This is a genomic window from Pseudomonas sp. FW305-3-2-15-C-LB1, from assembly GCF_058787615.1.
The window spans coordinates 38,988-62,976 of record NZ_JBYSZX010000012.1; the positions used below are offsets into that span (position 1 = coordinate 38,988).

The window sequence follows — 23,989 nt, forward strand, 5'->3', positions numbered from 1 at the left end:
CCGCCTTTAATGTGAAGATTGCGTCATGGCCGCGCGGTATTGCCGGGTGCGCCGGGCCAGAAACCATTGGTCACGCACCAGCGCCATGCAAGGTGCGACGTGGGCCTTGGGCAGATGGCCGCGGCTGAGGCGGCGCATCTGGTAGCGCACCACGGCGAGAATGGCCAGGGATGCCAGGGGCTTGCGCTTCCAGTCGATGGGTTTGAGTTGCGGGTTGGGGTCGCGGCCTTCGCGCCAGTGCTGGATCAGTTGCGGTTCCAGCGTCAGGGCGGTGGCGATGCCGGCCATGGCGATACCGCTGTCGAGCACTTGTTGCACGATGGGCAGGCGACGGATGCCGCCGGTGACCATGACGGGCATCTGGGCAATGGCGGCGACTTCGCTGGCGAATTCGAGGAAATACGCCTCCCGGGCCAGGGTCCGGCCGTCCCGTGCTTCGCCTTGCATGGCCGGTGCTTCATAGCTGCCGCCGGACAATTCCAGCAGGTCGATGGACAGCGGATTGAGCATCTCGACCACGGCGCGTGCATCCGCTTCTTCGAACCCACCGCGCTGGAAATCAGCGGAGTTGAGTTTGACCGACACACAAAACGACGGGCTGACACTGGTGCGGACCGCACGGATCACGTCCAGGAGCAGGCGTGCACGGTTCTCCAGTGAACCGCCCCAGCGATCCGTACGTTGGTTGCTCAACGGCGACAGGAATTGGCTGAGCAAGTAGCCGTGTGCGCCGTGGATCTGTACGCCGGTAAAACCGGCTTTCTCGGCCAGGCGGGCGCTGGTGGCGAAGCGCTGGATCACGTCCTGGATGTCGGCCTCGGTCATGGCCTTGGGCGTGGCAAACATCTTCGAGAAACCGCCGAGGTCGAGCGCCACGGCGGACGGTGCAATGGCCTGCTGGCGCAGGTTGGCGGGTGTCTGGCGCCCAGGATGGCTGAGTTGCACCCAGAAGTGCACGTTCTTGCGCCGCGCCACGTCGGCCCATTCGCGAAAGCGCTGCAGTTGCTGCTCGTCCTCAAGGGCAACGCCGCCGGGGCCGGTCATGGCGCGGCGGTCGACCATCACGTTGCCGCTGATCAACAGGCCCGGCTCGCCATCGGCCCAGGCCGTGTAGAGCTGCTTCAGCTCGGGGGAGGGCGCTTGCCGGGCGTCCGCCATGTTCTCTTCCATCGCCGCCTTGGCGATACGGTTGGAAAGGACTTGGCCATTGGGCAGTTGCAGGGTTTCAAAGGGCGACATGAGTTGACTCCTGAGCAGGGGAAGCCTCAGGCTAAGCTTAAAGGTAACTTTAAGGTCAAGCAGGTAGTTCGATGAATATTGGAGAACTGGCAAAACAGAGTGGGCTGGCGGCGTCGCGTATCCGGTTCTATGAGGTGCAGGGCCTGATCAGCCAAGTGGGGCGGCAGGCCAATGGCTATCGACGCTATGCACCCGAAGCATTGCAGACCCTGCAATTGATCCAGAGCGCGCAACAGGCCGGGTTCACCTTGCAGGAACTCAAGGCGTTGATGCCCGCGCCAGGGGAGCACAAGCGTGAGGCGTTGCTTGAAGCGCTGGAGCGCAAGGTGGAGCAGATTGAGGCCATGCAGGCGCAGTTGGCCCACAGCAAGGCGCAACTACTGGGTGTGATCGAGGCAGTGCAGGCGCAGCCGGAAGGGGTGCCGTGTTCGATGGGGCAGAAGCAGGTGCTGGCGTCGATCAAGACCGGTCTACAGAGCAAGTAGATGCCAATGTGGGAGGGGGCTTGCCCCCGATAGCAGAGGGCCAGTCAACAGATTCATTGACTGATCCACCGCCATCGGAGGCAAGCCCCCTCCCACCTTTGATACTCAGCGCCGGCGGAACAACGGCAACGGCTCATCCGTTGCCGCCTGGTACGTCACCGAGAAGTCCTTGAGGCTCTCCAGTGCTTCGTACGGGTCTTTATCGGCGCGCAGGGCGAAGGCATCGAACCCGCAGCGGCGCAGGTAGAACAGCTGGTCGCGCAGCACGTCGCCAATCGCACGCAACTCCCCCTTGTAACCGTAGCGGTCACGCAGCAGGCGCGCATTGGAGTAGTTGCGACCGTCGGTGAAGGCCGGGAAGTTCAGGGCGATGACCTGGAAGTGTTCCACGTCGTCGCCGATCTCCTCGGCTTCTTCATCGGCGTCCAGCCACACACCCAGGCCGCCGTCGCGGGCCTTGAGGGCGTGGCCGTGTTCGCGCCACAGGCCCAACGGCACGATCAGGTCGTCGCAGTTGGAAATGCCGTCGAAGCTCGCGTCCTTGGGCAGCAGGTGCCAGGTTTCGTCGAGGACTTCGTTGTTCTTAATGATTCGCTGCATAGACGCGCTCCTTGAACAGGTCGATGCCGATGCGCTGGTAGGTGTCGATGAAGCGCTCATCTTCGGTGCGCTGTTCGATGTACACGTCGATCAGCTTGCCGATCACCTCGGGCATGGCTTCCTGGGCGAAGGATGGGCCAAGGATCTTACCCAGACTCGCATCGCGGCTGGCGCTGCCACCCAGGGACACTTGGTAGAATTCTTCGCCTTTCTTGTCCACGCCCAGGATGCCGATGTGGCCGACGTGGTGGTGACCACAGGCGTTCATGCAGCCGGAGATGTTCAGGTCCAGCTCGCCGATGTCGAACAGGTAGTCCAGGTCGTCGAAACGGCGCTGGATCGATTCGGCGATCGGGATCGACTTGGCGTTGGCCAGGGAGCAGAAATCGCCGCCCGGGCAGCAGATGATGTCGGTCAGCAGGCCAATGTTCGGCGTGGCGAAACCGCCTTCGCGCAGCTCGCCCCACAGAGTGAACAACTGGCTCTGCTCAACGTCCGCGAGAATGATGTTCTGCTCGTGGGAGGTGCGCAGTTGACCGAAGCTGTAGCGCTCGGCCAGGTCGGCGACGGCGTCCAGCTGTTTGTCGGTAATATCGCCCGGCGCTACGCCGGTAGGTTTCAACGACAAGGTCACCGCCACATAACCCGGCTTTTTGTGCGCCAGGGTATTGCGGGCACGCCAGCGGGCGAAGCCTGGATGTTCTTTATCCAGCGCGGCGAACTCGGCGTCCTGATTGCTCAAGACCTTGTACTCAGGGTCGACGAAGTGCTTGGCCACACGATGCACTTCAGCTTCGGTCAGGGTGGTCTGGCCGCCGCGCAGGTGTTCCATCTCGGCATCGACTTTCTGGGCGAAGACCTCTGGGGTCAGCGCCTTGACCAGGATCTTGATCCGGGCCTTGTACTTGTTGTCTCGACGGCCGTAGCGGTTGTAGACCCGCAGGATCGCGTCGAGGTAGCTCAACAGGTCCTGCCATGGCAGGAATTCATTGATAAATGCACCGACCACCGGGGTACGGCCGAGGCCGCCGCCCACCAGTACGCGAAAGCCCAGCTCGCCGGTCGCGTTGTACACTGGCTCCAGGCCGATATCGTGCACTTCGATGGCCGCGCGGTCTGAGGTCGAGCCATTGATGGCGATCTTGAACTTGCGCGGCAGGTAGGCGAATTCGGGGTGAAAGGTGGTCCACTGACGCACGATTTCACACCACGGGCGTGGGTCGATCAGCTCGTCGGCGGCGACACCGGCGAATTGGTCGGTGGTCACGTTGCGCAGGCAGTTACCGCTGGTCTGAATGGCGTGCATCTGCACGGTGGCCAGCTCGGCCAGGATATCCGGCACGTCTTCCAGGGCCGGCCAGTTGAACTGTACGTTCTGGCGGGTACTGATGTGGGCGTAGCCTTTGTCGTAGTCGCGGGCAATCTTGGCCATCATGCGTACCTGGCGCGACGTCAGTTGGCCGTAGGGCACGGCCACCCGCAGCATCGGCGCAAAGCGCTGAACATAAAGGCCATTTTGCAGGCGCAGAGGGCGGAACTCTTCTTCGCTCAGTTCACCTGCCAGATAGCGTCGGGTCTGATCACGGAACTGCTTGACGCGGTCCTCGATGATGCGCTGATCGTATTCGTCGTATACGTACATATAGGTCCTGTTCTCGGCAAATCTGCGCGCACGGCCGCGCACTCCCAACGGAGCCGGCGCACGATACCAGTTTGCGTTTATGCGCAAAAGTGATGTTTGAGTATATGCAAATAACCAAATTGACTAATGAGAACCGTTATCGCCATACCCACATTTGTCATACGGGCAATCGTCGACTTTACTGTGAGCGTGTTTAAGCGTTATCTCCTATAAAACCGACAAGAGGCGATGCGATGAGCAATCCGACAAAAGCCCGTAAACCTGATAGTACCGTTGATGCCTGGGCCATTCTGTTTCTGATCATCCTGGTGGTGGGAACCGCCGTATTCTGGGTGAGCCACCAGTAAAGGGCCTCGATTGACTGTCGCCTTGCCACTATCCATGGCGGTCAATGTTCAAGGCTTGATAACCCTATCGAAGGTGCTGATTGCGTGTGTGTGGTTGCTGGGATCGGCGTATGGGGCCATGGTCCATGCCACGTCGGTGGTGTTTCTCAACCCGGGCATGTCGACGGAAACCTTCCGGGTCAGCTATGCGCAATTCATGCAGGCCGGTGCCAAGGACCTCGGCCTGCATCTGCGCGTGCGCTACGGATCGCCAGCATGGTCAGCGATGATGAACAGGCCGGCTACCTGATGCTCACGGGTCTGCTACGTCTGCACGGTCCCGTTGCCGCTGGCCAATCCATCGAACTGCTGGCGTTCTCCGGTACCAAGACCACTCCGGCTGCGCAGTTGCGTGAACAGGGCCTGCGCCGCGCTTGGCCGAGCACCTCGAAGTGCGCCTGCGTCATTTGGTCTATGGCGATGCAGGCCTTTCAACAGAGCGGGCGAGTGCCTGGCAAGGACGTACTGTTCAGCGCCGTCAACAGCTCGCCGGCTATCTTGCAGGCACGCTTGGATGGTCGCCTGAGTACGCTGGTCGCAGGCCATTTCACCCTGGGTGGTTGGGCGATGGTGTTGATCAACGATGATGCCAAGGGCGTGAATATCGACGCCCATGGCGGGCGTGACCGCCAGGAGGCGTTGTTCCAGCTGATCGATGCGACCCAGGCGCAACGCCTGCTCGGTCCGTTGGCGCCGGTGGATTTCCGCGCACTGTCAGCCGTCGGCAAGCCGGCGTCCTACCGTTACCCCTTCAGTCTGCAACTGCTGCTGCGCTAGACGCCGGCCAGGTGCAGCACCAGCTTGACGATGCCGAACAGCGTCAAGGCAAACACCGCGGTGAACAGAATGCCCAGCACCACAAAGTGGCTGGGCTTGCCGTGGGTGAAGTCGCGGGCGCGGTTCTTGCCGCTTTGCACGCCAAACGCAGCCGCCACCACGCTGTGCAGCATCTGCCAGAAGGTAGGGGGCTTGTTGTTGACTGGATCGTCCATACATCCCTCGACACAAGGTGTGTGAGGGAGAGCATAGACAATCCAGCCGGGCTTAGTTGTCGTACCCCAGGTTCGGCGCCAGCCACCGCTCGGTCACGCTCAGGTCCTGGCCTTTACGCGCGGTGTAGCTGGTCACCTGGTCCTTGTCGACCTTGCCTACGGCAAAGTACTGCGCCTGCGGGTGGGCGAAGTACCAGCCGCTGACGGCAGCCGCCGGGAACATTGCGTAGTGTTCAGTGAGGAACACACCGCTGCGGCCGGCCTGCATCTCGCGGGCCTCGGGGTCGAGCAACTGGAACAACTGGGCTTTCTCGGTGTGATCCGGGCACGCCGGGTAGCCCGGGGCAGGGCGGATGCCGCTGTATTGCTCCTTGATGAGCGCCTCGTTGTCCAGTTGCTCGTCCTTGGCATACCCCCAGTGCTCTTTACGCACCTGCTGGTGCAGCCATTCTGCGCAGGCCTCGGCCAGGCGGTCGGCAAGGGCCTTGACCATGATCGAGTTGTAGTCGTCGCCCGCGTCCTGGTAGGCCTTGGCGACTTCTTCAGCACCGATGCCGGCGGTGGTGATGAAGCCGCCGATGTAGTCGGTCACGCCGCTGTCCTTGGGCGCCACGAAGTCGGCCAGGGAGAAGTTCGGCTTGCCGTCGGTCTTGATGGTCTGCTGGCGCAGGTGGTGCAACCGGGCAATCGGCTGGCCGTCATCGCCGTAGACTTCCAGGTCATCGTCCTGCACCTGGTTGGTCGGCCAGAAGCCGAACACCGCACGGGCGCTGATGAGTTTTTCGTCGATCAGCTTCTTGAGCATCTCCTGGGCGTCGGCGTACAGCGCAGTGGCCGCTTCACCGACCACTTCATCGTCGAGGATGCGCGGGAACTTGCCGGCCAGGTCCCAGGAGATAAAGAACGGTGTCCAGTCGATGTACTCGGCCAGCACCTTGAGGTCGATATTGTCCAGCACCTTGGCGCCGGTAAAGGTCGGCACCACCGGCGTGTAGCTGCTCCAGTCGAACTGCGGCTTCTTGGCGATGGCGGCCGGGTAGCTCAGGCGTTCGGTGCGGGCGCTGCGGTTGGACGTGCGTTCGCGCACTTCCACGTACTCTTCGCGGGTGCGCTCGACAAAGCCGGCCTTGAGTTCCTTGGACAGCAACTGCGTGGCCACGCCGACCGCACGCGAAGCGTCGGTCACGTACACCACCGCATCATTGCTGTACTTGGGCTCGATCTTCACCGCCGTGTGCGCCTTGGAGGTGGTCGCACCGCCGATCATCAGCGGCAGGTGGAAGTCCTGGCGCTGCATTTCGCGGGCCACGTGCACCATCTCGTCCAGGGACGGGGTGATCAGGCCGGACAGCCCGATGATGTCGCATTTCTGCTCCTTGGCCACCTGCAGGATCTTCTCCGCCGGCACCATCACGCCGAGGTCGACGATGTCATAGCCGTTGCAACCCAGCACCACGCCGACAATGTTCTTGCCGATGTCATGCACGTCGCCCTTCACGGTGGCCATCAGGATCTTGCCCTTGGCTTCCGGCTTGTCGCCTTTTTCCAGCTCGATGAACGGGATCAAGTGGGCCACGGCCTGTTTCATGACGCGGGCGGACTTCACCACCTGGGGCAGGAACATTTTGCCCGCGCCGAACAGGTCGCCAACGATGTTCATGCCGGACATCAGCGGGCCTTCGATCACTTCAATCGGACGCGCGAACGACAGCCGGGATTCTTCGGTGTCTTCAACGATATGCGTGGTGATGCCCTTGACCAAGGCGTGTTCCAGGCGCTTGTTCACGTCCCAGCCGCGCCATTCCTCGGTCTCGGCTTCCTTGACGCTGCCGTCGCCCTTGTACTTGTCGGCGATGGCGAGGAGGGCGTCGGTGCCGTCCGGGGTGCGGTTGAGCACCACGTCTTCCACGGCGTCGCGCAGCTCGACCGGGATCTGGTCGTAGATCTCCAGTTGGCCGGCGTTGACAATACCCATGGTCAGGCCGCTGCGGATCGCATACAGCAGGAACACCGAGTGGATCGCCTCGCGCACCGGGTTGTTGCCACGGAACGAGAACGACACGTTGGACACGCCGCCGGAGGTCAGCGCGTAGGGCAGTTCGTCTCGGATATAAGCGCAGGCGTTGATGAAGTCGACGGCGTAGTTGTTGTGCTCTTCGATACCGGTGGCGACCGCGAAGATGTTCGGGTCGAAGATGATGTCTTCCGGCGGGAAGCCGACTTCATTCACCAGGATGTCGTAGGAGCGTTTGCAGATCTCTTTCTTGCGCGCTTCGGTGTCGGCCTGGCCGGCTTCGTCGAAGGCCATCACCACCACGGCCGCGCCGTAGCGCTTGCACAACCTGGCGTGGTGGATGAACTGCTCGACGCCTTCCTTCATGCTGATGGAGTTGACGATGCCCTTGCCCTGGATGCACTTCAGGCCCGCCTCGATCACGTCCCACTTGGAGGAGTCGATCATGATCGGCACGCGGGAGATGTCCGGCTCACCGGCAATCAGGTTGAGGAAGGTCACCATGGCCTTCTTCGAATCGAGCATGCCCTCGTCCATGTTGATGTCGATTACCTGGGCGCCGGCTTCCACCTGCTGCAGGGCGACTTCGAGGGCCTCGGTGTAGTTGTCTTCACGGATCAGCCGGGCAAACTTGGCGGAGCCGGTGATGTTGGTGCGCTCGCCGACGTTGACGAACAGCGAACTGCGATCAATCGTGAACGGCTCCAGGCCCGACAGGCGGCACGCCTTGGGGATGTCCGGGATCACGCGTGGCGCATAACCGGCCACGGCCTTGGCGATGGCCTCGATATGGCCTGGCGTGGTGCCGCAGCAGCCGCCGACAATATTGAGGAAGCCGCTCTGGGCGAACTCTTCGATGACCTTGGCGGTTTGCGAAGGCAGTTCGTCGTACTCGCCGAATTCGTTGGGCAGGCCGGCGTTGGGGTGCGCGGACACGTGGGTGTTGGCCTTGTTCGACAACTCTTCCAGGTACGGACGCAGTTCGCTGGCGCCCAGGGCGCAGTTCAGGCCCACCGAAATCGGCTTGGCGTGGGCGACCGAGTTCCAGAACGCTTCGGTGGTCTGGCCCGACAGGGTACGACCGGAGGCGTCGGTGATAGTGCCGGAGATCATGATCGGCAGTTCGGTATTGAGCTCCTCGAACACACCTTGCACGGCGAAGATCGCGGCCTTGGCGTTGAGGGTGTCGAAAATGGTTTCGATCAGGATCAGGTCGGCGCCGCCTTCGATCAGGCCTTTGGTGGCCTCGGTGTAGTTTTCCACCAGTTCATCGAAGGTCACGTTGCGGTAGCCGGGATTGTTCACGTCTGGTGACAACGAGCAGGTCCGGCTGGTCGGGCCGAGCACGCCGGCGACGAAGCGTGGCTTGGCCGGGTTCTCCAGGGTCTTGGCGTCGGCGATCTTGCGCGCCAGGCGTGCGCCTTCTACGTTCAGCTCGTAGGCCAGCTCTTCCATACCGTAGTCAGCCATGGAGATGCGGGTGGCGTTGAAGGTGTTGGTTTCGAGGATGTCGGCACCGGCATCCAGGTAGGCTTTTTCAATGCCGCCGATCACGTCCGGGCGAGTGATCACCAGCAGGTCGTTGTTACCCTTGACGTCGCTCGGCCAGTCGGCGAAACGTTTGCCACGGTAGTCTTCTTCTTCGAGCTTGTAGCTCTGGATCATCGTGCCCATACCACCGTCGAGGATCAGGATACGTTCCTTGAGGGCTTGATGAAGGGCTTGCAGACGAACGCTACGATCGGACATGGGACTACTCTGGTCAGGCATCACGGAGGGCGTGGATCATAACAAACCTGTGCGGTTTTGCAGTATGCCCGGTTTTTAGATGAATATCGCTCATGTTGCAGGGCCGTATGGCCCGGTAGAATCACCGGCAATTTTCCAGCGCACGCATTGAATCGGGACCGGATACATGTCACTTCGCCTCATCACCAGCGCCGTCCTGGCACTGGTCGCCTGCATCGCACAGGCCGACGGAGCCGCCCCGGCGATTTCGTACACCCGCGACATTCAACCGATCTTCACCGAGAAATGCGTGGCCTGCCATGCCTGCTACGACTCCGCCTGCCAGCTCAACCTGGGCAGTGCCGAGGGCGCGGCGCGCGGCGCGAGCAAAGTGCCGGTCTACGATGGCGAGCGCAGCCAGGCTACGCCGACCACCCGCTTGTTCTATGACGCCTTCGGCAAACAGGCCTGGCAGCAGAAGGGCTTCTATTCGGTGCTGGACGCCCAGGGCAGCCAGGCCGCGCTGATGGCGCGCATGCTGGAGCTGGGCCACAACGCGCCGTTGCAACCCAACGCCAAGCTGCCCGAAGACATCGTGCTGGGCCTGAACCGCGAGAACATGTGCGCCATGCCCGGCGAGTTCAATGCCTATGCCGGCGCCCACCCCAGGGAAGGCATGCCGCTGGCGGTCACTGGCCTGACGGACCAGCAGTACCAGACCCTGCAACGCTGGCTTGCCTCCGGCGCGCCGATTGATGAACAAGGCCTGGCGCCCAGCGCGAAAGAAGCCCTGCAAGTGCAGCAGTGGGAAAACCTGTTCAACCAGCCCGGCGCCCGCGAAAGCCTGGTGGCGCGCTGGTTGTTCGAGCATTTATTCCTCGCGCACATCTACTTCGAGAATGGCGAGCCGGGGCATTTCTTCCAGTGGGTGCGTTCGCGCACGCCGAGTGGCCAACCGATTGACCTGATCGCTACGCGCCGTCCCAATGATGACCCCGGCACCCGCGTGTATTACCGCCTGTGGCCGGTGCAGGGCGTGATCGTGCATAAAACCCACATTACGTACCCGTTCAGCGCCGAGAAGATGGCCCGCATCAAAGAGCTGTTCTACGCCGGCAATTGGCAGGTCAACGCCTTGCCGGGCTACGGTCCGGGCCGCCGTGCCAACCCTTTTGAAACCTTCGAAGCCATCCCGGCCAAGGCGCGCTACCAGTTCATGCTGGATAACGCCGAATACTTCGTGCGTACCTTTATCCGTGGGCCGGTGTGCCGTGGGCAGATCGCCACGGATGTGATCCGCGACAATTTCTGGACCCTGTTCCAGGACCCGGACCACGACCTGTACATCACCGATGCGCGCTATCGCGGCCAGGCCACGCCGCTGCTGGCCATGCCGGGACAGAACGATGACGTGGGCAGCGTGCTCAGCCTGTGGTTGGCCTACCGCGATAAGCGCAACGAATACGAGGCGCTGCGCCGCGACAGCTACGCCGACCTGCCGCCGCCGAGTTGGTCGAGCCTGTGGGCAGGCAATGACAATGCCTTGCTGAGCATCTTCCGCCACTTCGACAGTGCCGCGGTCAACAAAGGCCTGATCGGCGAGGTGCCGCAAACGATGTGGCTGTTCGACTATCCACTGCTGGAGCGCACCTATTACCAATTGGCGGTGAATTTCGACGTGTTCGGCAATGTGTCGCACCAGGCCCAGACCCGGCTGTATTTCGACCTGATCCGCAATGGTGCCGAGCAGAACTTTTTGCGCCTGATGCCGGCCGATTCGCGTGATGGTTTCCTCGACGATTGGTACCAGAACAGCGGCAAGCTCAAGCTGTGGCTGGATTACGAGGCGATCGATGACGACAAACCCACTGGTCTGCACCTGAACAAAAACGATCCGAAGCGCGACTTTGCCAACCAGTTGCTCACCCGTTACGGCGATTTGAACGCCAGCCCGGACCCGATCAACCGCTGCAGCGGCGCCTATTGCTCTCGCGATGGGATCGACCCGGCCTTGCAGGATGCGGAGCAGGCCCTGAGCCGCCTGACCTCACGCCCAGCTGCCGGGCTCAAGGTGATTGATCAATTGCCTGAAGCGACGATGCTGCGGGTTGAAACCGCCGGTGGCAAGCGTGTGGTCTATAGCATGCTGCGCAATCGTGCCCACAGTAATGTCGCGTTTTTGCTGGGGGAGGCCTATCGCTACCAGCCGGGCCTGGATACGGTGACGATTTATCCGGGTGTGCTGAGCAGCTACCCGAACTTCATGTTCAATATTCCAGCCCAGGACGTGCCTGAGTTCGTGGCTGAAATGGAGCAGGCCAAGGATGCCAAGGGTTTCGAGAAGATTGTGGATCGGTGGGGTGTGCGGCGCAGTCATCCGTTGTTCTGGCAGTATTTCCATGATCTGTCGCGGTACATTCGTGAGACTACGCCGGTGGAAGAGGGTGTATTGGACATGAACCGCTATGAGAACCTATAACTAATGACAGTGATCCAGTCATCTCTCTGAGCGGGTGCTGAAGCGGTCGGATATCTATCTTGCGGGAATGGAACAGGTATTCCGATCATGTTGATTTCAGTGCAAGCGCTACGTGCCTTGGCGGCGTGGATGGTGGTGGGGGTTCACTTCGTACAGTTGTTTTTCGACTTTGAGGCGCATAACTGGCTGGAGGACCTGTTGGTCGAAACAGGCGGGGTCAGGGTCGATATATTTTTTGTTATCAGCGGGTTTGTGATTTTTCTTTCGACTGCGGACAAAACCCTGACACCTTGGCGTTTCATGCTCATGCGTGTGGCAAGAATCGTTCCGGCGTATTGGTTTTATACCCTGCTCATGATGCTGCTGGTTGCGACTGTGCCTGCGATGTTTCCGTACGAGAATATCGAGCCGGGCTATGTGTTGATGTCGCTGCTGTTCATTGCCGCCCCGAGCCCGCCGGGTGTGGAGGTTTACCCTCTGCTGGGCGTCGGGTGGACCCTGAACTTCTTGATGCTGTTTTATCTGCTGTTTTCCTTCTCTTTGTTCGTTCGGCAATCCTATCGGCTGTGGGTTGTCGCGGCACTGCTTTATCTTGTGTGTTACATCGGCCCCGCCCTGGGTCTAGCCAGCGGTTTTTACAGGAATGACATTATTCTCGACTTTCTGATGGGTATTGCCATCGGCATGCTGTACCGATGTGGCCTGTGCCGGTCCGGCTCATGGTTGCCGTTATTGGGTATCCTGGTCTCGTCAGTGGCGATTTATCACGGGGCAAATCTACCGCGTTCGTTGGAGTGGGGGGTGCCAAGCGCTGTGTTGGTGATCAGTTGTGTGGCGTTGGAACCCTACTTTCAGGGCTCCCGCCTTTTGAAGATGCTGGGAGACTGCTCTTACTCGGTTTACTTGATCCACGTGCCGGTACTCGCTGCTGGGCTATTGATTGCCAAGAGTATGGGAATAGATCCCTACGCGATGCTGCTGGTGTGCATCGCAGCAATAGCGTTGGGCTCATATTGGAGCTACCAATGGCTTGAAAAGGGAACCTATCGCGCCCTCAAGCGCTGGCTTGACATAGAGGGGCCGGAATCTATTGCCCGACAAAAATACTAGGACTTTGTACCTGCGTAATATTTTGGCGTAAACTGCCGGCAAGCCTGTGAGGAGTTTCCATGACTGCCATAACCATTACCGACGCCGCCCACGATTACCTGGCCGACCTGCTGTCCAAGCAGAACACCCCGGGTATCGGCATCCGCGTCTTTATCACCCAGCCCGGCACCCAATACGCCGAGACGTGCATTGCCTACTGCAAGCCCGGCGAAGAGAAGCCTGAAGACACCGCCCTGGGGCTGAAAAGCTTCACCGCGTACATCGATGCCTTCAGCGAAGCTTTCCTTGACGATGCCGTGGTCGATTACGCCACCGACCGCATGGGCGGCCAATTGACCATCAAGGCACCGAACGCCAAGGTGCCGAACGTCAACGCTGACAGCCCGGTCAACGAGCGTATCAACTACTACCTGCAGACCGAGATCAACCCAGGTCTGGCCAGTCACGGCGGCCAGGTCAGCCTGATCGACGTGGTTGAAGACGGTATTGCCGTGCTCAAGTTCGGCGGTGGCTGCCAGGGTTGTGGCCAGGCGGACGTGACCCTGCGCGAAGGCATCGAGCGCACCTTGCTCGAGCGTATTCCGGAGCTCAAGGGCGTACGTGACGTGACCGACCACACGCAGAAAGAAAACGCCTACTACTGAGTAAGGCGTTCGCTGCGGACATAAAAACGGCGCCCCGTGAGCGCCGTTTTTTTTGCTTTAAATTCAATAGATTACGCTATCTATCTAATGTTGAGTGTTCATTGCGAAAGCTGGGCTGTCAGATTTTTTTTAATAAATTTACTCAATAAAATCAATATGTTGTAAATGTTTTGTGATGTTGAATATCAAGATCGATAAAGATGCGCATGCCCCGCCCGATACAACGATGACTCACTGAAACTGTCACTCGCCAACACCCGACCCACCACAATCAACGCCGTACGCCGAAACCCTTTGGTCGCCACTTTTGCAGCGATGTCACTGAGGGTTCCGACCGCCCAATCCTGATCGGGCCACGTCGCCCGGTGCACCACGGCAACCGGACAATCCGCGCCATAATGGGGCAGCAGTTCGGCGACGATCCTGTCCAGGTGGTTGACCCCCAGATGAATCGCCATGGTGGTGCCATGTCGCGCCAGGCTGTCGAAGTCCTCACCGGCCGGCATGCTGGTTTTATCCGCGTAGCGGGTCAGAATCACGCTCTGGGCAATGTCGGGCAGGGTCAGCTCGGTTTCCAGCAGGGCCGCGCAAGCGGCCACCGCCGTAACGCCAGGGATGATCTGGAACGGGATGCCCAGGTCGCGCAAATGGCGGATCTGCTCGCCGATCGCGCCATACAGGCTGGGGTCGCCGGAGTGCACGCGTGCCACATCCTGGCCCTTGGCATGGGCGGCCTTGATCAGGTCGATGATCTGTTCCAGGTGCAGTTCGGCGCTGTTGGTCACCGTTTCTGCCTGATGACCTTCCAGTACCGCCGCCGGCACCAGCGAGCCGGCATAGATGATCACCGGGCAACTGCGGATCAGCCGTTGGCCTTTGACGGTGATCAATTCCGGGTCGCCGGGGCCTGCGCCGATGAAGTAGACGGTCATGGGAAATCCTGATGAAAAACGGGCGAGCATGAAATCTGCTCATGATCGAAAGGGGCGATTATCGGGTTTTCAGTCGGCGCACGCCAATGCAAAGGTGGCCAGGGCGGTTTTCTGGCGGGTGATCAGCAGGTGCGCAGGGGCGTTGGCGAGCTGTTCGGCCAGGGCCAGGGCGGCGCTTTCGGCGATGCCGTAACAGCCGGTGTGGGCAAAAGCCACGTCCGATTTATGGCTCAGCCGGTCGGCATAAATCGCCAGTCGTTCAGCGTTGAAACACTGCAACGGCAGGTTCAGCCGCGCGGCCAAGGCCAGTAGCCCGGGTTCTTCCTGTTTGCGATCAAGACTGGCCAGCGCAGTGATACGGTGGCGCTCGATACCGCCCTCGACGAGGGCGGCGTCAAACAAGGCCAGCAGAGTGTGGACATCACAGCCCTCCCGGCAGCCCAGGCCGACGACCAGTTTCACGCCGAGTATCGATCGTCACGGTTGCGGCGGAACAGCCAGGCGCTGATCAGGCCGAGGGCCAGCCAGAACGCCACGTTGGTCAGCTGCGAAGCAATCTTGAACTGCGCTTCCAGTGCTTCCGGGGCCAGCATCGAATGCACTTGCGGTTGTGGCGCGCCGATCACGTGCGGCACCACCAGGATTGCCGCGCCCAGCGCCTTGAGCAGCCAGTTGCGACCGAACACGATCAGCGCGATACCGGCTGCAGTAGACGCGGCAGTACCGATCCACCAGATCTGCCGTTGTGCCAGGTCAGCGGCGGCGGTGCCCGGCAGCTCGGGCGGCAGGCCCAGGGTAGGCGCCAGTACAAAGGTCGCATAACCCGCCAGGCCCCAGAGCAGGCCTTGGGCGGTACGGGTTGGTGCACGCAGGGTGTACAGGCCGGCCAGCATCAGGGCGAAGCCAACGGCGACCACCAGGTTTCCACCCGTGGTGGACAGCACGCGCTGCCAGCCGTCTTCAGGCTCCCAGGCTTCGGCGTCATGGGTATGTGCAGTTGCGCCGTCGGCGTGTTCGTGCAGTTCAGTCGCTGCCGGGGCCTTTTCAAAGGTCTCCGCCTGCAGAATCAGCGGGGCGACCCAGAAACTTTGCAGCAAAGTCAGCAACAGGGCAGCCAGAAGGCCGGTGAAACCTGCGGTTTGCGCAATACGCTTGATCATGTCGGCAAGCCTCAGTGGCACGGGAACGCGGCGCTGTGGCGGGTATCGTGGGCAGCGTTGTGTACCGCCTCGATATGCGAGAAGCCGGCGAAATACACCAGGCACGCGCCGAGGATCGACGCACCGATGGCGGCGGTCAGGCGTTGGCCCAAGGTAGAGGTGCTGCTGGTGGCGTGCGAAGTGCTGCTGATGATCGACATGGCGCGTCCCTTTCAGGTGTCAGGGTGAAACGAGCGCATGAAAGCCCCGCGAGCCAGGCACGCAGGGCTTTGAACAGCGCCCGCCCACCGCGGGTTTGTTATCTGATTTTTTCGGGCCGGTCTCCGGGCTTGCGAGGGGCTCAATGCCTGAAAACGTCGCCTTCCCATGCCGACTGGCACAGTGGATATGACGTTTCGCTCGCTTACCGTTGCGGGGGCAGCACCGGACTGTCATGCGTGTGTGCATGAGTCACCGGTTTCCCGTTTCACCCTTTGCAGGGCACCCGAAACAAGATGTGTAGGAGAGCATGGGGGTGGGAGGGGAGTCAATTGGGGATGTGCGTTCTGGGGGCATGTCCGTTACCGCAGCAATGGATATGTACTCAAGCCAACCCAACCCCATCATTGACCATCCCCCAAGCACTGCGTAGCCTTGCACCCTCGAGGTTCTTCGGCCCAGGCCGAAGCTAAGAAGGGAACGCGGTCCAAGCCGCGGCTGCCCCCGCAACTGTAAAGGGTTCAGCTGACTGCCACGCCACTGCCGACAAGGCGGGAAGGCGCAGCCAGCGCCGGTCGCAAGACCCGCAAGCCCCAAGCCAGGAGACCTGCCTCGCAACCGATTTTCTACTTCAACCGGGCGGGGTGATCCGGTGACGAAATCCGCTGCTGCGCGCCGTCGCAGCGCCAATCGTCCCATATGCCCGCCCCCAAGGGCATCCGATGAAAACACTGGCCAAACTCCCCGTTACCATCGTCACCGGCTTCCTCGGCTCGGGTAAGACCACCTTGCTGCGCCACATGCTGGACAACGCCCAGGGCCGTCGCATCGCGGTGATCGTCAACGAATTCGGCGAGCTGGGCATCGACGGTGAAATCCTCAAGCAGTGCTCCATCGGTTGCACCGAAGAAGAGGCCAACGGCCGCGTCTACGAATTGGCCAATGGCTGCCTGTGCTGCACCGTGCAGGAAGAATTCTTCCCGGTGATGCGCGAATTGGTCGCCCGCCGCGGCGATCTCGACCATATCCTCATTGAAACTTCCGGCCTGGCATTGCCCAAGCCATTGGTGCAAGCCTTCCAGTGGCCGGAAATCCGCAGTGCCTGCACCGTGGATGCGGTGATCACCGTGGTCGACAGCCCAGCCGTCGCCGCCGGCACTTTCGCTGCCTTCCCGGACCAGGTGGACGCACAGCGCAAACTCGACCCGAACCTGGACCACGAATCGCCGTTGCACGAGTTGTTCGCCGATCAACTGGCGAGCGCCGACCTGGTGATCCTCAACAAGGCCGACCTGATCAATGCCGAAGACCTGGCTCGCGTGCGCCTGGAAGTCGCCGAGGAGCTGCCGCCGGCGGTGAAGATCGTCGAAGCCAGCAGTGGTCGCTTGCCCCTGGACGTATTGATCGGCCTGGGCGCCGGTTCCGAAGAGCACATCGACGGCCGCCACAGCCACCACGATCATCACCACGAAGGTGAAGACGACCACGACCACGATGCGTTTGACTCGATTTCCATCGACTTGCCGCAAGCCGATGAAGCACTGCTGCTCGATGCCCTGACGCAACTGGTGGTGCAACACGGCATCCTGCGCGTCAAAGGTTTCGCCGCCATCCCGAACAAACCGATGCGCCTGCTGATCCAGGGTGTGGGCACGCGGTTCGACAAACACTTCGACCGCGCCTGGGGCGCTGAAGAAGCGCGCACCACGCGCCTGGTGCTGATCGGCCAGGAACTGGACGCGGCGGGCCTCGAAGCGCAACTGCGCGCCGCCCTCAGCGTCTGACCCATGCACCTGCTCAGGACCCAGCCCGGTGGTTTCGTCTCGGACGACAATATTGCCGACCTTGGCCAAACCCCCGCTGACCTGGTGATCCTGTGCAGCGGCGATTCCAGCCTGGCGCTGCTGGCCGAAGCGGCCCAGCAATTGCCCGACGACTACCCGAGCCTGCGCCTGGCCAACCCGATGCAGGTGCAGAACCATGCCTCGGTCGACTTGTACGTCGATGAGGTGCTGCGCCACGCCAAGGTCATCCTGATTTCGCTGCATGGCGGTATCGGTTACTGGCGCTACGGCATCGAGCGTCTGGTGGAGTTGGCCGAGCGCGGTGTGCAGCTGATCCTGGTGCCGGGGGATGATCGCCCGGACCCGGAACTCAGCGGGCTGAGCACCGTCGGTGCCGAAGCGCGTGATCGGCTGTGGCACTTCCTGCGTCAGGGCGGCCTGGGCAATGCCCTGGATTTCTATCGTTGCCTGGCCAGCGCCTACCTGTGCCGCGACTATGCCTGGGCCGAGCCCCAAACCCTGCCACGCACGGCGATCTATCACCCGCACCACGCCAGCGCCCGCCTGAACCATTGGCAGGCAGACTGGAACGCCGACTGGCCGGTGGCGGCGGTGTTGTTCTACCGCTCCCATTTGCAGGCGGCCAATACCGGTTTTATCGATGTGTTCTGCCAGCGCCTGCACGCAGCGGGGCTTAACCCGTTGCCGATGGCGGTCGCCAGTTTGAAAGAGCCCGGCTGCCTGGCGGTGGTCGAAGACCTGCTGGATGAGGTCGGCGCGGCGGTGATCCTCAATACCACCGGCTTCGCCCAATCCAGCCCCGAAGCGCCGCATTTGCGCCCGTTTCGCCGCAATATCCCGGTGATCCAGGCCATTTGTGCCCAGGACAACCAGCCCGGCTGGGAGGCCAGCGAGCAGGGCCTCGGCCCCCGCGACCTGGCGATGCACATCGCGTTGCCGGAGCTGGATGGGCGCATCATCAGCCGGCCCATCAGCTTCAAGGACCTGGCCTGGCGCAGCGAACGCAGCCAGTCGGATGTGGTGTGCTACCGCGCTGCGCCGGAACGCATGGATTTTGTCGCCGAGCTGGCGCGGCGTTGGGTCGAGTTGGCGAGGGTGCCGAATGCGGAGAAACGCGTTGCGCTGATCCTCGCCAACTACCCGACCCGCGACGGTCGCATCGGCAACGGCGTGGGCCTGGATACACCGGCGGCGGCGCTGAACATCCTGCGTGCCTTGCAAGCCGAAGGCTATGCGCTGCCGGACGTATTGCCGGAGTGTGGCACGGCGTTGATCCACGAGTTGCTCGGCGGCGTCACCAACGACCTGCACAGCCTCGACCTGCGCCCTTGCCATCAAAGCCTGGGCCTGGACGAGTACGAGGCGATGTTCCAGTGCCTGCCCGAAGCCAATCGCCAGGCGGTGCTGGAGCGCTGGGGCGCGCCGCAGAACGATCCGATGTGTCGCGACGGTCGCCTGATGATCGCCGGCCTGCGCCTGGGCCTGACGTTTATCGGCGTCCAGCCGGCGCGGGGTTACCAGGTGGACGCCAGCGCCGTGTACCACGACCCGGACCTGGTGCCGCCCCACGCGTACCTGGCGTTCTACTTCTGGCTGCGCCACACCTACGGCGCCCACGGCGTGATCCATGTGGGCAAGCACGGCAACCTGGAGTGGCTGCCGGGCAAGGGCGTGGGCCTGTCGGAAAACTGCTGGCCCGATGCGTTGCTGGGGCCGCTGCCGAATATATATCCGTTTATTGTCAATGACCCGGGCGAGGGCGCCCAGGCCAAGCGGCGCACCCAGGCAGTCATCATCGACCACCTGATGCCGCCGCTGACCCGTGCCGAAACCTACGGCCCGCTGCGTAACCTGGAGCTGCTGGCGGACGAATATTACGAAGCGCAGTTGCTCGATCCGCGCCGCGCCCTGGAGCTGCAGAAGGACATTCTCAAGCTGGTGCGCGAAACCCGCATCGACCAGGAGCTTGAGCTGGAGAGCGACGCCGATGCCGCCGTGTGGTTGCCGCGCCTGGACACCTACCTGTGCGACTTGAAGGAATCGCAGATCCGCGACGGCCTGCATATTTTTGGCGAGTCACCCGAGGGTCGCCTGCGTATCGATACCTTGCTGGCACTGCTGCGCATCCCGCGTGGCGATGGCCGTGGCCCGCATTCGAGCTTGCTGCGCGTGCTGGCCAAGGCCTTCGAACTGGGCTTCGACCCGCTGGACTGCGCCCTGGCCGAACCCTGGACCGGACGCCGGCCGCTGGTGCTACAGAAGATCGACGGGCAGTTGTGGCGTACCGCCGGCGATACCCGTGAACGCTTGGAGCTTTACGCGGCGCGATTGATCGAGCAAGCCCTGGAAGGGCCGCTTGAGCAATTGGAAGAGCCCGGTTGGGAGGACGTGAAGGCCGTAATCGAAAGCCTGCGTATTGTCGTGGCACCTCGGCTGGATGCCTGTGGCCCGGCAGAAATGCGCGGTTTGCTGGATGCCTTGAGCGGCCGTTTCGTGCCCGCTGGCCCCAGTGGTGCGCCGAGTCGTGGGCGTTTGGATGTGTTGCCGACCGGGCGCAACTTCTTCACCGTCGATGTGCGCAACCTGCCTACCACCACCGCCTGGCGCATCGGTTTTCAATCCGCCAACCTGATTCTGGAGCGGCACCTGCAAGACCATGGCGACCACCTGCGCCAACTCGGCTTGTCGGTTTGGGGGACCGCGACCATGCGCACCGGCGGCGATGACATCGCCCAGGCCATGGCGCTGATGGGCGTGCGCCCTGTATGGGCGACGGGCAGTCAGCGCGTGGATGACTTTGAAATCCTGCCCGTCAGCCTGCTCGATCGTCCGCGCGTTGATGTGACGTTGCGCGTGTCCGGTTTCTTCCGGGATGCCTTTGCCAATCTGATCCGCCTGTTCGATGCGGCGGTGCAGGCGGTGGCTGCGCTGGACGAACCTGACGATCTGAACCCGCTGGCCGCCAAGGTGCGCAGTGAGCGTGAAGCGTTGCTGGCTTCGGGCCTGGACGCAGAGGCCGCGGCAAAACAGGCCGGCTGGCGCATCTTTGGTGCCAAGCCCGGCGCCTACGGTGCGGGCGTGCAGGGCGCGATCGACGGGCGTCTCTGGCAAAGCCGTGAAGACTTGGCCGAGGTTTACCTGAATTGGGGCGGCTACGCCTATGGCGGTTCCGACGAAGGTACTGCCGCCCGCGGGCAATTCGCCCAGCGCCTGAGCCAGGTGCAGGCCGTTTTGCAGAACCAGGACAACCGCGAGCACGACCTGCTCGATTCCAACGATTACTACCAATTCCAGGGTGGCATGCTCGCTGCCGTGGAAACCCTGAGCGGCGACAAGGCCGCCAGCTACCACGGTGACCATAGCCAGCCTGACCTGCCGAAGATCCGCACGTTGAAGGAAGAGCTGAACCGGGTGATCCGTTCCCGCGCCGCCAACCCCAAGTGGATCGAAGGCGTGAAGCGCCATGGCTATAAAGGTGCGTTTGAAATGGCCGCGACGGTGGACAATCTGTTCGCCTTCGACGCCACCACCGCACTGATTGACGATCACCAATACGCACTGTTGGCCGACGCCTACTTGCTCGACCCCGACACCCGGGCCTTTGTGCAACAGCACAACCCCGATGCACTGCGCGACATGACCGAGCGCATGCTGGAAGCCCAGCAGCGGGGCATGTGGCAGGAACCGGGGGCATACCGCGAGGCGTTGGAAAACCTGTTGCTGGATATAGAAGAAGACAGCTGATGACTGATATTCCCCATTTCCCGCTGTCCGCCGTGGTCGGCGCCGATGACCTGAAACTGGCGCTGTGCCTGACCGCTATCGACCCGAAGATTGGCGGTGTGCTGATCGAAGGCCCGCGCGGCATGGCCAAGTCCACCCTGGCGCGGGGTCTGGCCGACCTGCTGGCCAGTGGTCAGTTCGTGACCTTGCCCTTGGGCGCCACTGAAGAGCGCCTGGTCGGCACGCTGGACCTGGACGCCGCATTGGGCGAAGGCCGGGCGCAATTCTCCCCCGGTGTATTGGCCAAGGCCGACGGCGGCGTGCTGTACGTCGATGAAGTCAATTTGCTGCCCGACCATCTGGTGGACCTGCTGCTGGATGTGGCTGCCAGCGGCACCAACCTGATCGAGCGCGATGGCATTTCCCATCGCCATTCGGCGCGCTTCGTGCTGATCGGCACCATGAACCCGGAGGAGGGCGAGTTGCGCCCGCAACTGCTCGATCGCTTCGGTTTCAACGTGGCCTTGAGCGGGCAGACCTTGCCGGCCGAGCGTGGGCAGATCATCCGGCGTCGCCTGGATTTCGACAGCGACCCTGTTGCCTTTTGCACGCAGTGGGACGTGCCACAAGCGGCATTGCGCGAGCGTTGCACCCAGGCACGGGCGCGGCTCGACAGCATTGCACTGGATGACCTGGCGCTGGCGCAGATCACCGAGCGCTGCTTTGCGGCGGGGGTCGATGGCCTGCGTGCGGACCTTGTCTGGTTGCGCGGTGCCAGGGCTCATGCCGCTTGGCGGGGAGCCAGTGCCATTGCCGAGGAAGATATCCAAGCGGTTGCTGAATTCGCTCTTCGCCATCGCCGTCAGGAACAGTCTCCTCCACCGGCCAGCCCGCCGAGTGAAGGGCAGTCGCCGAAACCCTCCGACACCTCGCCCGGTCAAGGCCAATGGGGCGATATGCCCGCACCGGCGCTGCCCACTGGCGCACGCCGGGAAGTGCCCGCCTGGCCAAAAAAGCCCTAGGCATTCGCCCTCGACCTGACGCGGGGGCGGATGCGCGACCCAAGGCAGGGCGACTAGGCAACGGCAGGCAAGGCAAGGCACGCAGCGCGAAGCAGGGCGCGATCAACTGGCCGGGCACCTTGCTTGGCGGTCGGCCGCAAACGAGAGAGGACTTGCTGTTTCACCTGCGCAGTCGTGCGGCCCATGAGCTGTGGTTGGTGATTGTCGATGCGTCGGCGTCCACCCGACGACATCGAGCGCTCTCCGACGCCAAGGGCTTGTTGGCGCAGTTGTTTGACGACGCCTACCGCCAGCGGTCGCGCCTGGCACTGTTGACGGCCAGCGGGCAGGCGCCGAAGTGGCAGGTGCAGGGGTTGAAAGCGGCCAAGGGTCTGGCGGGTTGGCTGGCGCAGTTGGGCGCGGGCGGCGGTACGCCATTGCTGGCGGCGCTTGTCGAGGCCGGAAATTGGCTGGCATTGCGGCGCAAGCGCTATCCGGCGGAGCAGCAGCGGCTGTTAGTGATTACCGATGGGCGGCTTAAGGAGATTGGCGGGTTGCCGGTGTTGGATTGCACTGGGTTGCTGGTGGATATCGAGCGGGGGCCGATCAGGTTGGGCAGGGCTCAGGAGTTGGCTTTTGGGTTGCAGCTGGAGTATCGGCATATCGACCAGTTGTAGTGCCTGCACCGGCCCTATCGGGGGCAAGCCCCCTCCCACATTGGATTGGGTTCACACATTTGTATTTGTGAATAGAGTCAAGTGTGGGAGGGGGCTTGCCCCCGATGAGGCCCTAAAAGACAGCGCAAAACTGTCAGCCCGCCCCCGGCACATTCGGCCAAAGATCCGCCACCAGAAACAACCGCTCGGCTTCCTCCCAATCCTCACCCACCTGTACCAGCCGCACCAGCAGCTGCGCCGGAGCCATCGGGTCCAGGTCGGCCAGCCAGCCGTGCATCTGTTGTTCGCTCCACACTTCTTCCGTGGGGTAGTGCGCCGGCGCCAGCCAGGCATGCCGGGGCAGGGGCTGCCAACGGCCCGGTTGGCTGAGGCTGACAAACGCCTGCCAGTCACGCTGATGCAACCAGCGCCCACGCAAATGCTGCGGATGCGCGCCACTGGGAGCCATGGCCTGGCCGGGCCAGGGGTAGAGCAGGTAGCCCCCCAACCATAAATGCGCATCAAACTGTTGGACATCCAACGCGGCCAGCACTTCACGGCTTTCCGCCCGTGACGATATCGGCAACTGATGCTGGGCCAGATGCGCCAGCTTGCGGTCCAGTCGATCATGACAGCCCGGGCCGAGCCATTGCGCAGTGTCCTGGCCGTTACCGTCCTGCGGGCCCAGATACAGCTTGATCGCCAGTTCCAGGTGATGCACGCCATCGCGGTCGCGCAGCAACATGTCCAGCTCGCCGAGGGTGTGCCCGGCACGGCGGATCGGCAGGTTGGCGGCCAGCAATTCCACGCCCGGCGCATGCTGCACCGCAAACTGCCACAGGCGTTCGTAATACAGGCCCAGGCGGCGCGTACGTGACAGGCTCAGCCACTGCTGCAAGGCGCTGCTGTCCTGGTCCAGTTGGCGTAGCCAGCGTTCCAGCAGATGCGGCGCCTGCACCCAGTCGCTGCCGGCCAGCGGGTGACGTTGTGGCCATGGCGTTTGCGCGAGCATCGGCGGGGCGAGCATCACCCACGCCAGGTCGCGCACCTCGGGGTGGCGCAGCTGGCGGGGCAGGTTGTGCAGATCGGGGAACACAGTCATGGTCCGAGCATAGCCTTTTAACGGCGCTGAAGGTGGCTGAGAACCGTTGTCATCAAGGCTTCACGGCGACAAAGGATTTTGCCTGAGACGGCC

The 23,989-nt window shown here is 62.2% G+C and carries 18 protein-coding genes, 1 pseudogene and 2 riboswitches; of the genes and pseudogenes, 9 read left to right on the plus strand and 10 right to left on the minus strand.

The window, feature by feature from the left end:
- Positions 1-6 precede the first annotated feature (6 nt).
- Positions 7-1,239 (minus strand): NADH:flavin oxidoreductase/NADH oxidase family protein, encoded by a 1,233-nt coding sequence (locus AC3WP7_RS21480; protein ID WP_093530421.1) that lies wholly within the window; start codon positions 1,237-1,239, stop codon positions 7-9.
- Between the two features lie 71 nt (positions 1,240-1,310).
- Here AC3WP7_RS21480 and AC3WP7_RS21485 point away from each other — a divergent pair, with 71 nt between their 5' ends.
- A complete protein-coding gene (locus tag AC3WP7_RS21485) occupies positions 1,311-1,724 on the plus strand; it encodes a MerR family transcriptional regulator (RefSeq protein ID WP_102592988.1) in 414 nt (137 codons plus the stop codon).
- A gap of 105 nt (positions 1,725-1,829) precedes the next feature.
- Here the strand turns inward: AC3WP7_RS21485 and AC3WP7_RS21490 are convergent, their stop codons facing one another.
- Positions 1,830-2,324, minus strand: coding sequence for a DUF934 domain-containing protein (locus AC3WP7_RS21490; protein ID WP_102592989.1), 495 nt, complete (start codon positions 2,322-2,324; stop codon positions 1,830-1,832).
- Entirely contained in the window at positions 2,308-3,966 is a 1,659-nt protein-coding gene (locus AC3WP7_RS21495; protein ID WP_093127471.1) for a nitrite/sulfite reductase, read from the minus strand. Before AC3WP7_RS21495 ends, AC3WP7_RS21490 begins: the two co-directional genes overlap by 17 nt.
- Positions 3,967-4,431: 465 nt before the next feature.
- On the opposite strand from AC3WP7_RS21495, the pseudogene AC3WP7_RS21500 reads away from it, so the two are divergent.
- Positions 4,432-5,129: pseudogene (locus AC3WP7_RS21500) on the plus strand (type 1 periplasmic-binding domain-containing protein).
- Here AC3WP7_RS21500 and AC3WP7_RS21505 read toward each other — a convergent pair.
- A complete protein-coding gene (locus tag AC3WP7_RS21505; RefSeq protein ID WP_058426282.1) occupies positions 5,126-5,344 on the minus strand; it encodes a DUF2970 domain-containing protein in 219 nt (72 codons plus the stop codon). The pseudogene AC3WP7_RS21500 and the gene AC3WP7_RS21505 sit on opposite strands and share 4 nt — an antisense overlap.
- 52 nt (positions 5,345-5,396) lie before the next feature.
- The gene (metH, locus tag AC3WP7_RS21510) at positions 5,397-9,107 is read right to left on the minus strand and encodes a methionine synthase (RefSeq protein ID WP_093514528.1); all 3,711 of its coding nucleotides are present in this window, start codon (positions 9,105-9,107) and stop codon (positions 5,397-5,399) included.
- Between the two features lie 166 nt (positions 9,108-9,273).
- Here metH and AC3WP7_RS21515 point away from each other — a divergent pair, with 166 nt between their 5' ends.
- The 3 genes from AC3WP7_RS21515 (at position 9,274) to nfuA (ending at position 13,319) form a co-directional block, all read left to right on the plus strand.
- The gene (locus AC3WP7_RS21515; RefSeq protein WP_092248892.1) at positions 9,274-11,565 is read left to right on the plus strand and encodes a fatty acid cis/trans isomerase; all 2,292 of its coding nucleotides are present in this window, start codon (positions 9,274-9,276) and stop codon (positions 11,563-11,565) included.
- An 87-nt stretch (positions 11,566-11,652) separates the two neighbouring features.
- A complete protein-coding gene (locus AC3WP7_RS21520) occupies positions 11,653-12,675 on the plus strand; it encodes an acyltransferase family protein (protein WP_102592990.1) in 1,023 nt (340 codons plus the stop codon).
- A gap of 59 nt (positions 12,676-12,734) precedes the next feature.
- Positions 12,735-13,319 (plus strand): Fe-S biogenesis protein NfuA, encoded by a 585-nt coding sequence (gene nfuA / locus AC3WP7_RS21525; protein WP_003173594.1) that lies wholly within the window; start codon positions 12,735-12,737, stop codon positions 13,317-13,319.
- 185 nt (positions 13,320-13,504) lie between these two features.
- Here the strand turns inward: nfuA and cobM are convergent, their stop codons facing one another.
- The 4 genes from cobM to AC3WP7_RS21545 all read right to left on the minus strand — a co-directional run bounded on the left by cobM (position 13,505) and on the right by AC3WP7_RS21545 (position 15,611).
- On the minus strand, positions 13,505-14,251 hold the full coding sequence (gene cobM / locus AC3WP7_RS21530) for a precorrin-4 C(11)-methyltransferase (protein WP_093127489.1): 747 nt from the start codon (positions 14,249-14,251) through the stop codon (positions 13,505-13,507).
- A gap of 69 nt (positions 14,252-14,320) precedes the next feature.
- Positions 14,321-14,713 carry a cobalamin biosynthesis protein gene (locus AC3WP7_RS21535; RefSeq protein ID WP_102593302.1) on the minus strand — a complete coding sequence of 131 codons (393 nt, stop codon included), beginning with the start codon at positions 14,711-14,713 and terminating at the stop codon, positions 14,321-14,323.
- Positions 14,710-15,411 carry a CbtA family protein gene (locus AC3WP7_RS21540; RefSeq protein ID WP_102593301.1) on the minus strand — a complete coding sequence of 234 codons (702 nt, stop codon included), beginning with the start codon at positions 15,409-15,411 and terminating at the stop codon, positions 14,710-14,712. Before AC3WP7_RS21540 ends, AC3WP7_RS21535 begins: the two co-directional genes overlap by 4 nt.
- A gap of 11 nt (positions 15,412-15,422) precedes the next feature.
- Positions 15,423-15,611 (minus strand): CbtB domain-containing protein, encoded by a 189-nt coding sequence (locus tag AC3WP7_RS21545; protein WP_093127496.1) that lies wholly within the window; start codon positions 15,609-15,611, stop codon positions 15,423-15,425.
- A gap of 97 nt (positions 15,612-15,708) precedes the next feature.
- Positions 15,709-15,914: riboswitch (cobalamin riboswitch) on the minus strand.
- A 124-nt stretch (positions 15,915-16,038) separates the two neighbouring features.
- Positions 16,039-16,238, plus strand: a riboswitch (cobalamin riboswitch).
- A 93-nt stretch (positions 16,239-16,331) separates the two neighbouring features.
- Between AC3WP7_RS21545 and cobW the strand changes: the two genes are divergently transcribed.
- The 4 genes from cobW to AC3WP7_RS21565 are packed head-to-tail and all read left to right on the plus strand — an operon-like array spanning position 16,332 to position 22,815.
- Entirely contained in the window at positions 16,332-17,393 is a 1,062-nt protein-coding gene (cobW, locus tag AC3WP7_RS21550) for a cobalamin biosynthesis protein CobW (RefSeq protein ID WP_071490665.1), read from the plus strand.
- A gap of 3 nt (positions 17,394-17,396) precedes the next feature.
- Positions 17,397-21,158, plus strand: a complete 3,762-nt coding sequence (gene cobN, locus AC3WP7_RS21555; protein ID WP_102592829.1) for a cobaltochelatase subunit CobN — start codon at positions 17,397-17,399, stop codon at positions 21,156-21,158.
- Complete coding sequence (locus AC3WP7_RS21560; protein ID WP_102592828.1) at positions 21,158-22,159, plus strand: magnesium chelatase ATPase subunit I; 1,002 nt, start codon at positions 21,158-21,160, stop codon at positions 22,157-22,159. Before cobN ends, AC3WP7_RS21560 begins: the two co-directional genes overlap by 1 nt.
- Positions 22,084-22,815, plus strand: coding sequence for a vWA domain-containing protein (locus AC3WP7_RS21565; protein WP_102592827.1), 732 nt, complete (start codon positions 22,084-22,086; stop codon positions 22,813-22,815). The genes AC3WP7_RS21560 and AC3WP7_RS21565 overlap by 76 nt, the downstream gene beginning before the upstream one ends.
- Positions 22,816-22,948: 133 nt before the next feature.
- On the opposite strand, the gene AC3WP7_RS21570 is transcribed toward AC3WP7_RS21565, so the two are convergent.
- Positions 22,949-23,896 (minus strand): DUF1853 family protein, encoded by a 948-nt coding sequence (locus AC3WP7_RS21570; RefSeq protein WP_093127508.1) that lies wholly within the window; start codon positions 23,894-23,896, stop codon positions 22,949-22,951.
- Positions 23,897-23,989: the final 93 nt, after the last annotated feature.

Excerpts from the sequence above, each read along its gene's own strand:
- AC3WP7_RS21480 (WP_093530421.1), bottom strand. The coding sequence starts at position 1,239 with ATGTCGCCCTTTGAAACCCTGCAACTGCCCAATGGCCAAGTCCTTTCC.
- AC3WP7_RS21485 (WP_102592988.1), top strand. The coding sequence starts at position 1,311 with ATGAATATTGGAGAACTGGCAAAACAGAGTGGGCTGGCGGCGTCGCGT.
- AC3WP7_RS21490 (WP_102592989.1), bottom strand. The coding sequence starts at position 2,324 with ATGCAGCGAATCATTAAGAACAACGAAGTCCTCGACGAAACCTGGCAC.
- AC3WP7_RS21495 (WP_093127471.1), bottom strand. The coding sequence starts at position 3,966 with ATGTACGTATACGACGAATACGATCAGCGCATCATCGAGGACCGCGTC.
- AC3WP7_RS21505 (WP_058426282.1), bottom strand. The coding sequence starts at position 5,344 with ATGGACGATCCAGTCAACAACAAGCCCCCTACCTTCTGGCAGATGCTG.
- metH (WP_093514528.1), bottom strand. The coding sequence starts at position 9,107 with ATGTCCGATCGTAGCGTTCGTCTGCAAGCCCTTCATCAAGCCCTCAAG.
- AC3WP7_RS21515 (WP_092248892.1), top strand. The coding sequence starts at position 9,274 with ATGTCACTTCGCCTCATCACCAGCGCCGTCCTGGCACTGGTCGCCTGC.
- AC3WP7_RS21520 (WP_102592990.1), top strand. The coding sequence starts at position 11,653 with ATGTTGATTTCAGTGCAAGCGCTACGTGCCTTGGCGGCGTGGATGGTG.
- nfuA (WP_003173594.1), top strand. The coding sequence starts at position 12,735 with ATGACTGCCATAACCATTACCGACGCCGCCCACGATTACCTGGCCGAC.
- cobM (WP_093127489.1), bottom strand. The coding sequence starts at position 14,251 with ATGACCGTCTACTTCATCGGCGCAGGCCCCGGCGACCCGGAATTGATC.
- AC3WP7_RS21540 (WP_102593301.1), bottom strand. The coding sequence starts at position 15,411 with ATGATCAAGCGTATTGCGCAAACCGCAGGTTTCACCGGCCTTCTGGCT.
- AC3WP7_RS21545 (WP_093127496.1), bottom strand. The coding sequence starts at position 15,611 with ATGTCGATCATCAGCAGCACTTCGCACGCCACCAGCAGCACCTCTACC.
- cobW (WP_071490665.1), top strand. The coding sequence starts at position 16,332 with ATGAAAACACTGGCCAAACTCCCCGTTACCATCGTCACCGGCTTCCTC.
- cobN (WP_102592829.1), top strand. The coding sequence starts at position 17,397 with ATGCACCTGCTCAGGACCCAGCCCGGTGGTTTCGTCTCGGACGACAAT.
- AC3WP7_RS21560 (WP_102592828.1), top strand. The coding sequence starts at position 21,158 with ATGACTGATATTCCCCATTTCCCGCTGTCCGCCGTGGTCGGCGCCGAT.
- AC3WP7_RS21565 (WP_102592827.1), top strand. The coding sequence starts at position 22,084 with ATGGGGCGATATGCCCGCACCGGCGCTGCCCACTGGCGCACGCCGGGA.
- AC3WP7_RS21570 (WP_093127508.1), bottom strand. The coding sequence starts at position 23,896 with ATGACTGTGTTCCCCGATCTGCACAACCTGCCCCGCCAGCTGCGCCAC.